Raw genomic sequence first — 14,432 nt, 5'->3', positions numbered from 1 at the left:
AAGATTCTGTTCTAACCGAACTCACAAATTCCAAGATAACCGGATACCATCGATGCAAGAACAATATAACCCGCAAGAGATTGAACAAAAGGTTCAACAACACTGGGATGACAGCGAGACTTTCGTTGTAAGTGAAGACCCAAACAAAGAAAAATTCTACTGTCTTTCTATGTTCCCTTACCCAAGTGGCCGACTGCACATGGGTCACGTGCGTAACTACACCATCGGTGATGTGGTATCTCGTTTCCAACGTCTACAAGGCAAAAACGTAATGCAGCCAATCGGTTGGGATGCATTCGGCCTACCAGCAGAAAACGCAGCTGTAAAAAACAACACAGCGCCTGCTCCGTGGACTTACGAAAACATCGAATACATGAAAAACCAGCTTAAGCTTTTAGGCTTTGGTTACGACTGGAAACGTGAATTCGCAACGTGTACTCCTGAGTACTACCGTTGGGAACAAGAGTTCTTCACGAAGCTTTACGAACAAGGCCTAGTTTACAAGAAGACATCTTCTGTTAACTGGTGTCCAAACGACCAAACGGTTCTTGCAAACGAGCAAGTAGAAGACGGTTGCTGCTGGCGTTGTGATACTCCGGTAGAACAAAAGAAAATCCCACAGTGGTTCATTAAAATCACTGAGTACGCTCAAGAGCTACTAGACGATCTAGACAACCTTGAAGGTTGGCCTGAAATGGTTAAGACCATGCAGCGCAACTGGATCGGCCGCTCTGAAGGTGTTGAACTATCTTTCGCTGTTAACGGTGAAGAAGCGCCATTAGAAGTGTACACAACACGTCCTGATACACTAATGGGTGTTTCTTACGTTGGTATCGCCGCAGGTCACCCTCTTGCAGAGAAAGCATCACAGAACAACCCTGAGCTTGCAGCATTCGTTGAAGAATGTCGTAACACCAAAGTGGCTGAAGCTGAACTCGCAACGATGGAAAAGAAAGGCATGGATACTGGCCTAACAGCTATCCACCCTCTTAACGGTCGTGTTGTTCCTGTTTACGTAGCTAACTTCGTTCTTATGGATTACGGCACAGGTGCTGTAATGGCGGTTCCTGCTCACGATCAACGTGACTACGAATTCGCAACTAAGTACGGCATCGATATCATCCCAGTAATCAAACCTGAAGACGGTTCTGAGCTAGATGTGTCTGAAGCGGCTTACACTGAGAAAGGCGTACTGTTCGATTCTGGTGAATTCGATGGTCTTGCGTTCCAAGAAGCATTCGAGGCAATCGCTGCGAAACTGGAAACTGAAGGCAAAGGTAAGAAGACTGTAAACTTCCGTCTGCGTGACTGGGGTGTATCTCGTCAGCGTTACTGGGGTGCTCCAATCCCAATGGTAACCACTGAAGACGGTGAAGTTCACCCAGTACCAGCGGACCAGCTGCCAGTCATTCTTCCAGAAGACGTGGTAATGGATGGCGTTACTAGCCCAATCAAAGCTGACAAATCTTGGGCTGAAACAACATTCAATGGCGAACCTGCTCTTCGTGAGACTGATACGTTCGATACGTTCATGGAGTCTTCATGGTACTACGCACGTTACTGTTCACCACAAGCTGACGATATTCTAGATCCAGAGAAAGCAAACTACTGGTTGCCAGTTGACCAATACGTTGGTGGTATCGAGCACGCATGTATGCACCTGCTTTACTCTCGCTTCTTCCACAAGCTTCTTCGTGATGCGGGTTACGTGACATCTGATGAACCGTTCAAGCAACTTCTATGTCAAGGCATGGTTCTAGCTGACGCGTTCTACCACACGAACGAGAAAGGCACGAAGGAATGGATTGCTCCAACTGACGTGACTATCGACCGTGACGCGAAAGGTCGTATTGAAAAAGCAGTCGACAACCAAGGCCGCGACGTTGAACACTCAGGCATGATCAAAATGTCTAAGTCGAAAAACAACGGTATCGACCCACAAGAGATGGTAGACAAGTACGGTGCTGACACTGTACGTCTATTCATGATGTTTGCTTCTCCTGCAGACATGACACTTGAATGGCAAGAATCTGGCGTTGAAGGCGCAAACCGCTTCCTTAAGCGTGTTTGGAAACTGGTTCACGCTCACTCTTCTAAAGGTGCAGCTGAATCTGTTGATGCTTCTGCTTTGTCTGGTGACCAAAAAGCACTTCGTCGTGATATCCACAAGACTATCGCGAAAGTAACGGACGATATCGGCCGCCGCCAAACGTTCAACACAGCAATCGCTGCGATCATGGAATTGATGAACAAGCTAGCGAAAGCGCCTCAAGAGTCTGTACAAGATCGTGCAATTCTTGATGAAGCACTAAAAGCAGTTGTACGTATGCTTTACCCTATGACGCCACACATCTCTTACGAAATGTGGATTGCATTGGGTGAATCAAACGTAGACTCAGCAACATGGCCAACTTTCGATGAGAAAGCGCTAGTTGAAGACGAGAAGACTATCGTTGTAATGATCAACGGTAAGCTACGAGCAAAACTAACGGTTGCTGCTGACGCGACAGAAGAGCAAGTTCGTGAGCTTGGTCTAAATGATGAGAACGCTAAGAAGTTCCTAGATGGGTTAACTATCCGTAAAGTTATCTTCGTACCTGGTAAGCTTCTAAACATCGTTGCGAACTAATTTCGCTAACATTGTGCAATTGCTAAAGAATTAAAGAACTTAATTCATCAAAAGCAGTCTGTAGACAGGGTAGCTAATAACCCTGTCTACTTATTTAAGCGCTTTAGACTTGAGCCTAACAACTCTAACTAACTAAAGCTTTTTAATAAGTATTCTACCTTCATGAGAGCCATCAAATAATGCGCCTGAATTCACTATCTTCATTGAAAGTTACTATTGTTGTTCTAACCGTTAGCCTACTGAGCGCCTGTGGTTTTCACCTGCGCGGTGATTACTCTGTGCCAGAAGAACTCAACAAAATCTCTGTGACCAGTTACGACCAATACAGTACGTTTACACGTATGATGAAAAGCCAGCTGCGTATGAATGATGTAGAAATCGTGCCACCTGCTGAGAACACACCTAACCTGCACATCATTAGCGAAGGCGTCGGTGAGCGAACGCTGTCTCTTTATCAAGGTTCTCAAAAAACAGGTCCTCGAGCAGCTGAAAAAGAGCTAACGTTCAAAGCAAGATACCGCGTAACTATCCCGGATTTAGGCTCAAAGACATTCTCAACCAGCGTAACCCGCAGTTATCTAGATAACCCGTTAACTGCACTTGCGAAATCGGTTGAGCGTGACATGATAGAAGACGAAATGCGCAAACTTGCTACGAGCCAAATCCTTCGTCAAATGGCTCGATTAAAAGCTAACATTGCAGCTGATAGTATGAACCTAGAAAAGCTTGAACAGGTTCAAGTAAAAGAGCTTGAGAAACAATACAACATCAAAAACATTGAAATTGAAGACGTAGAGATCACTCCGACTTCAGAAGAAGAGTCAACGTTAAGTGAATCAGCTGAGCAATAGGTTTATTTAATGCGTATTTTTGCTGATCGTTTATCTGAGCAACTTGCTAAGCAGTTAAGCAACGTTTACCTAATTTTTGGTAACGAACCTTTACTACTGCAGGAAAGCCGAGAAGCGATTCAAAAGACAGCCAAAGAGCAAGGTTTCGAAGAACGCCACCGCTTTGCTATTGATAGCAGTCTCGACTGGAATCAAGTTTACGACTGCACTCAAGCATTGAGCCTATTCTCTAGTCGTCAGCTCATCGAACTTGAATTGCCAGAGTCCGGGGTCAATGCCGCAATAGCAAAAGAGCTGCTCGCAATTTCAGAGCATATTCATAGCGACATCTTGTTGATCTTGGTGGGTACCAAGCTCACTAAAGCTCAAGAAAGCGCTAAGTGGTTTAAAGCACTCTCGAATCAAGGCCACTGGATCAGCTGCCTAACTCCTGATGTCAGCCGCTTACCTCAGTTTGTCCAAACACGCTGTCGTCAGATCGGCTTATCTCCGGATCCTGAAGCGATACAAATGTTGGCGCAATGGCATGAGGGTAATCTATTTGCGCTCACCCAAAGCCTAGAAAAACTGGCTCTCCAATACCCAGATGGAAAGCTCACATTAGTACGTTTAGAAGAATCGCTGAGTCGACACAACCACTTTACGCCATTCCACTGGAGTGATGCGTTATTAGCAGGCAAAGGCAATCGTGCACAGCGAATCCTGCGTCAGTTAGAAGCCGAAGGTGTCGAACCCGTTATCTTATTGCGCAGCATACAACGTGAGCTTGCTCTGCTATTACAAATGCAGCAACAAATGAAGCAAATGCCAATCGCGCAGGTATTTGAAAAGCACCGTATCTGGCAATCCAAAAAACCTCTTTATAACTCTGCGCTAACAAGAGTTTCGATATCTCAATTACACTCCCTGTTTGCGCTACTCACTCAAGTAGAATTGATGACAAAAACGCAATATGAACAGTCGCCTTGGCCACTAATTCATCAGTTAAGCGTAGAGTTTTGTATCCCTTCAGCTTCAATCCCATTTCACGCATAAAAGCGTGGTATATTCTAGGGTCAACAGACCCTAAAAAGCTAAACTCAGATTAAAGGAACACCCCGTGTTACGTGAAGAACTAAAAGATTTTCTTGCAGACAAAGCCGACGATATGAAAGCAGAATCGATTGTGACTATCGATGTAGAAGGCAAATCAAGTGTTACTGACTACATGATTGTTTGTACTGGTACATCTAAGCGCCATGTTGCCTCTATTGCACAACACGTTGCTGATGAAGTGCGCAAGGCTGGCATGAATCCCCTTGGCATGGACGGCCAAAAAGAAGGTGAATGGGTTGTTCTAGACATGGGCACAAGCATGCTTCACGTTATGCAAGAAGAGCATCGTGAACTGTACCAACTAGAAAAACTTTGGGGCTAAGCTTTGAAGATCCAGTTAATCGCAGTTGGTACAAAAATGCCAAAGTGGGTTGAAGAAGGCTTTAAAGAATATAAACGCCGCTTCCCTCATGATATGCCATTAGAACTCATTGAAATCACGGCGGGAAAACGCGGTAAAAATGCCGATATTGCACGTATTCTTCAAAAAGAAGGCGAAGCGATGTTAGCTGCAGTTCCAAAAGGTAACCGCATTGTTACACTCGATATCCCAGGTAAAAAGTGGGATACGCCTCAACTGGCAGAGCAATTGGAAAGTTGGAAGCTGGATGGCCGTGACGTTTCTATCCTTATTGGCGGGCCTGAAGGATTAGCACCAGCATGTAAAGCGGCAGCAGACCAAAGCTGGTCTCTGTCAGCACTTACTCTCCCTCACCCATTAGTACGCGTTATCATGGCTGAAAGCTTATATCGAGCTTGGAGCGTCACTGCTAACCACCCTTATCATCGAGAATAAGCGTTAATGTTACGTACACGTAGCCAAATTCGTGATTACAAAGCAGAAGCACGACTATTTACTAGTCGTGCTTTTGTTGCGTTTGCAGGGATTATAGTGATGATGAGCTTACTGGTTGTGAACCTTTACAACATCCAAGTTAATCAATATCAGGACTATAAAACCCGCTCCAACGACAACCGCATTAAAGTTGTTCCAATCGCACCCAACCGTGGTTTAATTTACGACCGCAACGGTGTACTTCTTGCAGAAAACCGGCCCGTTTTTAATCTGGAGATCACCCCAGAAAAAGTCAAAAACATGGAAGATACGCTTGTTCGTTTACAAGCGTTAATTGACATACCACCGGAGCGTATCGAACGTTTTAATCGTGATCGTCGTAATTCACGTCGCTTCAAATCAGTACCTATTCTAAATCAGCTCACCGAAGAACAAGTGGCGGTCTTTTCTGTAAATCAACATAAGTTCCCAGGCGTTGAAGTGACAGGGACGCTAAAACGTTTCTACCCTTATGGTGATGTTCTCACCCACGTAATTGGCTATGTCTCGCGAATCAACGATCGCGACATGCAGCGCTTGGTTCGTGAAGAGAAAGACGCCAATTACCAAGCCACCCGCGATATCGGTAAACTCGGCATTGAGCGCTATTACGAAGACATGCTACACGGCACCGCTGGCTATCAAGAAGTCGAAGTAAACAGCCGTGGACGAGTGATCCGCACTCTTAAATTTGTGCCTTCGGCTCCGGGCAAAGATATCGTGCTCAACTTGGATATCGAACTTCAGCTATACGTGCATAAACTGCTTGATGGACGTCGTGGTTCAGCCGTGGTTCTCGACCCAAAAGACAATGGCGTATTAGCCATGGTTTCCAGCCCAAGCTACGACCCAAATGCCTTTGTGCATGGTATTTCCTCGAAAGGTTATAATGCCCTGCTTCAAGACAAAGACCGACCTTTAGTTAACCGCGCAACGCTAGGAATTTATCCGCCAGCATCGACGATCAAACCCTTCATTGCCGTCGCAGCTCTGCAAGAAGGCGTAATTACTCCGAACACGACGCGTAATGACCCGGGCTATTGGAAGATTCCAAACTCGAAAACGAAGCCGTTCCGCGACTGGTTACGTTGGGGACACGGTGTCGTTGACATAGAGAAAGCCATTGAAGAATCGGTTGATACCTTCTTCTACCAAATTTCATTTGATTTAGGCATCGATCGCTTATCTAAATGGATGATGTTATTCGGTTTTGGTAATTACACTGGCATCGACATTTACGAAGAAAGCAAAGCGAATATGCCCACTCGCGAATGGAAAATGGCCAGACACCGTGTACCTTGGTATCAAGGTGACACCATCCCTGTCGGTATTGGCCAGGGCTACTGGACAGCAACACCAATGCAGATTGCAAAAGCGACTTCAGTATTGGTCAATGAAGGAGAGGTAACCGCTCCCCATTTACTACGCGCGACAATTGAGAACGGTCAACCGTTCGATGAACAAACGATATCTGAAATCGAAACGTACCCTCCGGTAACTGGTGTTAAGCAGAGATACTGGGATATCGCGCAAGAAGGCATGAGATTGGTAAACCACGGAAAGAAAGGCACAGCAAGACGCTCATTCCAAAAAATGTCTTATCAAACTGCTGGTAAATCAGGTACTGCACAAGTATTCGGTCTAAAAGAAGATGAAGAATACAACGCAGATGAAATCGCAGAACATTTACGCGATCATGCCCTCTTCACCGGTTATGCGCCTTTTGAAGATCCTGAAGCGGTCGTAACTATCGTTTTGGAGAATGCCGGTGGTGGTTCATCAAATGGTGGCCCAGTTGTAAGAAGAATTTTAGACCATATTATTCTTGCAGAAGATTATGAAAGTGAGCCAATAAAATAATGAAACTTGATCCTTCAACTGGACGAAATAGAGCCCTATTTGAACGGCTGCATATCGCCCTGCCGCTATTGCTTGGCATTCTGGTTTTAATGGGCTTTGCCCTATTGATTATGTACAGCGCAAGCGGACAGAGCCTTGCGATGATGGATCGCCAAGCGATGCGTATGGTGCTGTCTTTAGGTGTGATGATCTTTTTAGCGCAAATCTCGCCTCGTACTTATGAGACCTTGGCTCCACTACTGTTTGCGGGCGGCGTTATTCTACTACTCGGAGTGTTGTTCTTTGGCGAGGCCTCTAAAGGTGCACAGCGCTGGTTAAACTTCGGCTTTATTCGATTCCAACCCTCTGAACTATTGAAGCTTGCAGTACCTTTGATGCTGGCTCGATTTATTGGTAAGCGCTCGCTGCCACCCACTTTCCAAACTTTAGCTATCTCATTAGTGATGGTGTTTGTACCTACAATCCTTATCGCTAAACAGCCCGATTTAGGCACATCGATACTCATCGCAGCATCCGGTATCTTCGTGATATTCCTGGCAGGTATTAGTTGGAAGATCATTGCCAGTGCCGCGATTGCACTGGGTGGGTTTATTCCAATCTTATGGTTCTTCTTGATGCGTGAATATCAAAAAGTTCGTGTAAGAACCCTTTTTGACCCTGAATCAGATCCATTAGGCGCGGGCTATCACATCATCCAAAGTAAGATTGCAATTGGCTCAGGTGGTATATCAGGAAAAGGTTGGCTGCAAGGCACCCAATCTCAACTAGAGTTCATTCCAGAGCGCCATACCGACTTTATTTTTGCGGTCATCGCCGAAGAGTGGGGCATGATTGGTATTTTGTTTTTGCTCGCTATCTACCTGTTCATTATTGGCCGTGGCTTAGTGCTTGCAAGCCAAGCTCAAACAGCATTTGGTCGAATGATGGGCGGCAGTATCGTACTGAGTTTCTTCGTCTATATTTTCGTAAACATTGGTATGGTAAGCGGTATTCTACCTGTGGTGGGTGTCCCTCTACCTCTGGTCAGCTATGGCGGTACCTCTATGGTTACCCTTATGGCCGGTTTCGGTATTTTAATGTCAATCCATACACACAGAAAAGCATTCTCAAAGGCGACCTAATTGATGTCTGTTAAAGTAACTCCTATAAAAACATCTTTGGTTAATGAGCTGCCAATAAAAAAACTAGTCTCTATCTTAGGGCTAGCCGTTGTTATAAACGGTTGTTCTTCGACAGAACCAACAGGCCGCTACGATATAGATTCAGATATTGCACCAGACGCACCGATCTCAGTAGAGCATCTCGAGGATGCTCACCCTCAGTATGAACCTTATAGTTTAGGTGGTAACACGGATTACACTTTGCGTGGCGAAGACTACAAGATCGTAAAGAAGACAGAAGGGTTTACTGAGAAAGGCAAAGCCTCTTGGTACGGTAAGAAATTTCATGGTCATTTAACGTCGAATGGCGAGATCTACGACATGTATTCGATGTCTGCGGCACACAAAACATTGCCGATTCCGAGCTATGTAAAAGTGACAAATACCGATAATAACAAAACGACGATTGTGCGCATCAATGACCGAGGTCCATTTCATGAAGGGCGAATCATTGACCTTAGTTATGCCGCGGCATACAAACTCGATGTATTGAGAACAGGCACTGCAAATGTTGAGATAGAAGTCATCACTGTGGCTATGCCAACCGACGCAAATAAAAAGGCGGCTTTACCTCAATTTATTATTCAAGTAGCCACTTCTCCACATGAAGATAGAACCGAGAAGTTAGCCAAAGATCTAGGCGAAAAGTTAGCTGTAGCAACGTTCTTGCAGCCAAATGATGATAACTACCGCCTGATGCTTGGCCCATTTCATGACTATGCTCTGACTCAAGAAAAATTAGAACAAGTTAAGCTAATGGGTTACCCGTCAGCTTATATAAAAAAACACACGCTAACTCGCTAATTTATCTAACAGTTACTTCTGGTAATCAGCGCTCTGGTGTGACAGAGTGATTCTGTTAATATATGAATAGTTCACCTAATAATTGCATTCAAAATGATTAAATCTAATAAACTTGTTAAATCGATCTTTGCTACTTCAGTTGCACTTTCTGCAACGATAGCAACATCGTCATTCGCCGCTCCTATTATTGTTCCTGACGCTCCTCAAATCGCTGCTAAGGGATTTGTTCTGATGGATTACCATTCAGGCAAAGTACTCGCAGAGAAAGAGATGAACACTCAACTTTCTCCAGCAAGTTTAACCAAGATGATGACGAGCTACGTAGTCGGCCAAGAGCTAGAGCGTGGCAACATCAACCTAAACGACGATGTTGTTATCAGTGAAAATGCTTGGGCTAAAAACTTCCCTGATTCATCTAAGATGTTCATTGAAGTTGGTACAACCGTTAAAGTTGAAGAGCTGAACCGCGGTATCATTATTCAATCAGGTAACGATGCTTGTGTTGCGATGGCTGAACATATTGCCGGCTCTGAAGATGCATTTGTTGACTTAATGAACGCATGGGCGAGCTCTATCGGAATGAAAGACACGCACTTTGCTAACGTGCACGGTCTAGACAACCCTAACCTTTACTCAACGCCTTACGATATGGCGCTACTAGGTCAGGCGCTGATTCGCGACGTTCCTGATGAGTACCGTATCTACTCACAAAAGAAATTCACTTACAACGGCATCACCCAGTACAACCGCAACGGTCTGTTATGGGATAAGAGCATGAACGTTGATGGCATTAAAACGGGCCACACAAGCAATGCAGGTTACAGCCTAGTAAGCTCAGCAACCGAAGGTAAAATGCGCCTAGTTGCTGTTGTTATGGGCACCAAGAATGCTAACGCTCGTAAAACAGAAAGCAAAAAACTGCTTAGCTACGGTTTCCGCTTCTTCGAAACAGTGGCACCACACACCGCTGGAGAAACCTTCGTAGAAGAGAAGATCTGGATGGGTAGCAAGGACACGGTTGCACTAGGTGTCGACGAAGATACGTTCGTTACTCTGCCTCGTGGCCAAGCTAAGAACCTGAAGGCAAGCTTCGTTCTTGAGAAAGAGCTAGAAGCACCAATCAGCAAAGGCGACGTTGTGGGCAAACTATTCTACCAAGTCGACGGTGAAGACGTTGCTGAATACCCACTACTTGCACTTGAAGATGTAGACCAAGGCAGCCTATTTAGCCGCCTGTGGGATTACCTAGTACTGCTGTTTAAAGGTTTGTTCTAAACCAGTCAACAGTTTGTTCTACGTAAAATCTAAGCTTGCTGTATAGCTAACCTAATGAGTAGGTTCATGATTTGCTCATTAGCGAAACAAAAGCCGCCATGTGCGGCTTTTGTTGATCTTGAGTTCGGTGATATTTACACGTAATATTCCGCCTTATTACTCGTGTCTGTTGACCGAACACGCTTTTTATCGACATTTCGCCAATTTGCGAGAGTCTAGCCTTTTGGAGCTAATCATGAACATCAATTCTGATGCAAAACTAAAAGACCTCTTAGAGTTCCCTTGTTCATTCACTTACAAAGTTATGGGCTACGCTAAGCCAGAACTTACAGAACTAGTGCTAGAAGTGATCCAGCGTCATGCTCCTGGTGACTACAGCCCAACTCTAAAACCGAGTGCGAAAGGTAACTACCACTCTGTTTCTATCAATATTACTGCGACTTCAATTGAGCAAGTAGAAACGCTATATAAAGAACTGGGCGAAATCGAAATCGTTCGTATGGTTCTGTAACTTTCGATTACGCATGAAAAACAGCGGCTTATTGCCGCTGCTTTTGTTTGAAACCCTCGCTCCCCTTCCAAAGCACTCAACTTAATTTTCAATAAATACAAAGAAAGTTGAAAAACCTTGCTGTCCGTCTGTAGTTAGAAACCTGTTTCGCGTTTATAATGCGCTCACTTTATTAATCCTTGAGGAAGTGCCGCTTTGCAAAATAAGCTAATCGTAAAAAAATTAGGTCGTCAGGATTACGAACCTGTATGGAAAGCCATGCATAAGTTCACAGACGAACGCACGGATGAAGACGTAGACCAAATTTGGTTGGTTGAACACAACCCAGTTTTCACTCAAGGACAAGCAGGTAAAGCTGAGCATGTATTAAATGCCGGTGACATCCCTGTGATACAAAGCGATCGCGGTGGCCAAGTGACGTACCACGGCCCAGGCCAATTAGTTGCTTACTTTCTGATAAACATCCGCCGCAAGAAATGTGGAGTGCGTGATTTGGTTACTCATATTGAGAACCTCGTAATCAATACTCTGAAAGCTTACAATATAGATTCAACTGCCCGACCTGACGCTCCTGGTGTTTATGTCGATGGCAAGAAAATCTGTTCACTCGGATTACGAATTCGACGCGGCTGCTCGTTCCACGGGCTAGCACTCAACGTCGATATGGACTTGTCTCCATTCCAACGTATTAACCCATGTGGTTACCAAGGGATGGAAATGGCGCAAGTAAGCCAACTCGGCGGTCCAAGTGAACTAGAAAACGTTGAGCAACAGTTAATACAAGAGCTCGTAGAACTACTCGGCTATGACCAAGTAGACATTCAAGCCACCAGTAACATTACAGCAGAAGCATAAAATCATGAGCAAACCAATCCAAATGGAAAAAGGCGTTAAATATCGTGACGCTGACAAAATGGCATTAATTCCCGTAAAGAATATGCCTGCTGAACAGAAAGAAGTTTTACGTAAGCCTGCATGGATGAAGATTAAACTTCCTTCAGACAGCCATCGTATTCAAGAAATCAAATCTGCAATGCGCAAAAACAACCTGCACTCAGTTTGTGAAGAAGCGTCTTGCCCTAACCTAGCTGAGTGTTTTAACCACGGCACGGCAACGTTTATGATTCTTGGCGCTATCTGTACTCGTCGCTGCCCGTTCTGTGATGTTGCCCATGGTCGACCGAATGCTCCAGAAGCCGAAGAGCCGAAGAAACTGGCTAAGACGATTAAAGACATGAAACTGAAGTACGTTGTAATCACTTCAGTGGACCGCGATGACTTACGTGATGGCGGTGCTCAACACTTTGCTGATTGTAACCGTGAAATTCGCGAGCAAAACCCAAACATTCGTATCGAAACACTGGTTCCGGACTTCCGTGGTCGTATGGACGTTGCGCTTGAACTAATGAAAGACAACCCACCAGATGTTTTCAACCACAACCTAGAGACAGCGCCGCGTCTATACCGTAAAGCGCGTCCAGGTGCGAACTACAAGTGGTCTCTTGATCTGTTAAGAAAATTCAAAGAGCAGCATCCAAACATCCCAACCAAATCAGGTGTGATGATGGGCCTTGGTGAAACGAAAGAAGAGATCGTTCAAGTATTGAAAGATCTTCGTGAACATGGCGTAACAATGCTGACACTAGGCCAGTACCTAGCACCAAGCCGTCACCACTTGCCAGTTGAACGTTACGTGCCGCCTTCTGAGTTTGATGAGCTGAAAGAGATTGCTCTAGAGCTAGGCTTCACTCACGCAGCTTGTGGCCCATTTGTACGTTCTTCTTACCATGCAGACTTGCAAGCACAAGGTATGGAAATTAAGTAATCACGATTTCTTAACGAACAATACAAAGGCGCTGAATTTTATGTTCAGCGCTTTTTTTCTATCTTGTTCGTGCCGCTAAAGCTTTATATTTCGTGCCACTAAGCTTTATATAAAAACAACAAAGCCACTCCTTAGGAGTGGCTTTATGCTTAACATGTCAAGTTCTGAGGGTTTAGGTTCAGAGTGTTTAAGTTTCAGAGACTCCAGATAGGGATCAGCGTTAACCGAAAGATGCCCAGATAACCGTTGCGACTAAAATTGGGCACACAAACTTCACATACATTGGCCAAACCTTACCAAACCAACCCAATTGGAAATCAGGACAACCTTGCTCAAGCTCTTTCACTTTTGAAGCTCGGCTCCATACCCAACCACCAAACACACAGAACATCAGTGCAGCGACTGGTTGAAGGTACTGAGTCGCAATCATCGCTACCATGCCAAACATCGCAGCAAAGTTATAAACAATCACCACACTGAACAATGCGATAGCACCACCAATTACCCAACTTGTTGGCGTTCGTCTGGTCTTGAAACGCTCACTAACAAGAGCGACAGGGGCTTCCAACATTGAAATCGATGAAGTCAGTGCTGCAATCGTTAGCAATAAGAAGAACACAATTGCGAAGACCTGACCCAGCATACCTAAGCTATCAAACATCAAAGGCAGAACCGTAAATACTAGGGTATCAGAGCTCAGTAATGAGCCATCTTCAGCATAGATTTGAACACCTTTTTGCATCGCAACAAACATGGCAGGCATCACGACTAAGCCCGCAATAAAAGCAACCGCGGTATCAACTAAGGTAACGTTCATTGCCATTTTTGGCAGGTTCTCTTTCTTACTTAAGTAAGAGCCATAAACCAACATCGAGCAACCGCCAATAGTGAGCGAAAAAAAGCCCTGCCCCATTGCCGCTAGAATCAGTTTTCTATCCCACACTTTCTCAAAGTCTGGAACGAGGTAATGCTTTAGGCCTTCCATCGCGCCAGATTGCGTCATGATGTAAACAAACAATAAGCCAAATAACACAAATAGCGCAGGCATCAAACGGGTCGACCATTTCTCGATCCCCTGCTTAACACCGCCCTGAACAATCAAGATAGTCAGCACATAGAATGCGACGGTACCAAAAACATTGCGCTCAACACTGAAGCCTTTAAACCAATCAGCAGCGGCCTCTAGACCAATCAGGTCAGCGACAGCACCAATTAGGAAGCAGATCAACCAACCACCGACAATGCTATAAAACGCTAGCACGGCACTTGGAACACTCAACCCAATCCAACCGACAAATTCACCGACTTTCTTGCCTAACGGGTTTGTAGTCAAAGAACGCATGCTATCGACAGGATTTGCTTGGCCATGTCGACCAATAGCCATCTCAACCACCAGCATCGGGAAAGCAACCACGAAAATCATAATTAGGTAAACAAGCAGAAAAGCACCACCGCCGTTACTGGCGACTTGGGTTGGGAAACCCCAAATATTACCTAAGCCAACAGCTGCACCCGCCGCTGCTAAAATAAAACCCAAACGAGAGCTAAAGTGCTCTCTTGAAGAGGAAGATTGTTGGTCCATATTGC

General features: G+C 45.0%; 13 protein-coding genes. 12 read left to right on the top strand and 1 reads right to left on the bottom strand.

Annotated features, from left to right (window positions below; translation table 11 throughout):
- The first annotated feature begins 52 nt into the window (after positions 1-52).
- The 12 genes from leuS to lipA all read left to right on the top strand — a co-directional run bounded on the left by leuS (position 53) and on the right by lipA (position 12,845).
- Entirely contained in the window at positions 53-2,629 is a 2,577-nt protein-coding gene (gene leuS / locus AB6D07_RS02430; protein ID WP_017103958.1) for a leucine--tRNA ligase, read from the top strand.
- A 179-nt stretch (positions 2,630-2,808) separates the two neighbouring features.
- Positions 2,809-3,480 carry an LPS assembly lipoprotein LptE gene (gene lptE, locus AB6D07_RS02425; RefSeq protein WP_017096209.1) on the top strand — a complete coding sequence of 224 codons (672 nt, stop codon included), beginning with the start codon at positions 2,809-2,811 and terminating at the stop codon, positions 3,478-3,480.
- A 9-nt stretch (positions 3,481-3,489) separates the two neighbouring features.
- The gene (holA, locus tag AB6D07_RS02420) at positions 3,490-4,515 is read left to right on the top strand and encodes a DNA polymerase III subunit delta (protein WP_017103957.1); all 1,026 of its coding nucleotides are present in this window, start codon (positions 3,490-3,492) and stop codon (positions 4,513-4,515) included.
- A 64-nt stretch (positions 4,516-4,579) separates the two neighbouring features.
- Entirely contained in the window at positions 4,580-4,897 is a 318-nt protein-coding gene (gene rsfS / locus AB6D07_RS02415) for a ribosome silencing factor (RefSeq protein ID WP_009848475.1), read from the top strand.
- A gap of 3 nt (positions 4,898-4,900) precedes the next feature.
- Positions 4,901-5,371 carry a 23S rRNA (pseudouridine(1915)-N(3))-methyltransferase RlmH gene (rlmH, locus tag AB6D07_RS02410; RefSeq protein ID WP_009848474.1) on the top strand — a complete coding sequence of 157 codons (471 nt, stop codon included), beginning with the start codon at positions 4,901-4,903 and terminating at the stop codon, positions 5,369-5,371.
- A gap of 6 nt (positions 5,372-5,377) precedes the next feature.
- Positions 5,378-7,270 carry a penicillin-binding protein 2 gene (gene mrdA / locus AB6D07_RS02405; RefSeq protein ID WP_017103956.1) on the top strand — a complete coding sequence of 631 codons (1,893 nt, stop codon included), beginning with the start codon at positions 5,378-5,380 and terminating at the stop codon, positions 7,268-7,270.
- Positions 7,270-8,391 carry a rod shape-determining protein RodA gene (rodA, locus tag AB6D07_RS02400; RefSeq protein ID WP_372140699.1) on the top strand — a complete coding sequence of 374 codons (1,122 nt, stop codon included), beginning with the start codon at positions 7,270-7,272 and terminating at the stop codon, positions 8,389-8,391. Before mrdA ends, rodA begins: the two co-directional genes overlap by 1 nt.
- Before the next feature lie 3 nt (positions 8,392-8,394).
- Positions 8,395-9,234, top strand: a complete 840-nt coding sequence (locus AB6D07_RS02395) for a septal ring lytic transglycosylase RlpA family protein (protein ID WP_029223109.1) — start codon at positions 8,395-8,397, stop codon at positions 9,232-9,234.
- A gap of 93 nt (positions 9,235-9,327) precedes the next feature.
- Positions 9,328-10,509, top strand: coding sequence for a serine hydrolase (locus tag AB6D07_RS02390; protein ID WP_012603373.1), 1,182 nt, complete (start codon positions 9,328-9,330; stop codon positions 10,507-10,509).
- Positions 10,510-10,741: 232 nt separating this feature from the next.
- The gene (gene ybeD / locus AB6D07_RS02385) at positions 10,742-11,020 is read left to right on the top strand and encodes a DUF493 family protein YbeD (RefSeq protein ID WP_029223108.1); all 279 of its coding nucleotides are present in this window, start codon (positions 10,742-10,744) and stop codon (positions 11,018-11,020) included.
- 195 nt (positions 11,021-11,215) lie between these two features.
- Positions 11,216-11,875 carry a lipoyl(octanoyl) transferase LipB gene (gene lipB / locus AB6D07_RS02380; RefSeq protein WP_017103954.1) on the top strand — a complete coding sequence of 220 codons (660 nt, stop codon included), beginning with the start codon at positions 11,216-11,218 and terminating at the stop codon, positions 11,873-11,875.
- 4 nt (positions 11,876-11,879) lie between these two features.
- Positions 11,880-12,845 (top strand): lipoyl synthase, encoded by a 966-nt coding sequence (gene lipA, locus AB6D07_RS02375; protein WP_009848385.1) that lies wholly within the window; start codon positions 11,880-11,882, stop codon positions 12,843-12,845.
- Positions 12,846-13,065: 220 nt separating this feature from the next.
- On the opposite strand, the gene AB6D07_RS02370 is transcribed toward lipA, so the two are convergent.
- A complete protein-coding gene (locus AB6D07_RS02370; RefSeq protein ID WP_012603370.1) occupies positions 13,066-14,427 on the bottom strand; it encodes a sodium-dependent transporter in 1,362 nt (453 codons plus the stop codon).
- Positions 14,428-14,432 lie beyond the last annotated feature (5 nt).

The organism is Vibrio sp. 10N.239.312.C11 (assembly GCF_041466065.1).
Lineage (GTDB): Bacteria > Pseudomonadota > Gammaproteobacteria > Enterobacterales > Vibrionaceae > Vibrio > Vibrio tasmaniensis_A.
Note: the sequence above shows the minus strand (reverse complement) of the source record. Positions and strands in the feature narration are given on the sequence as shown.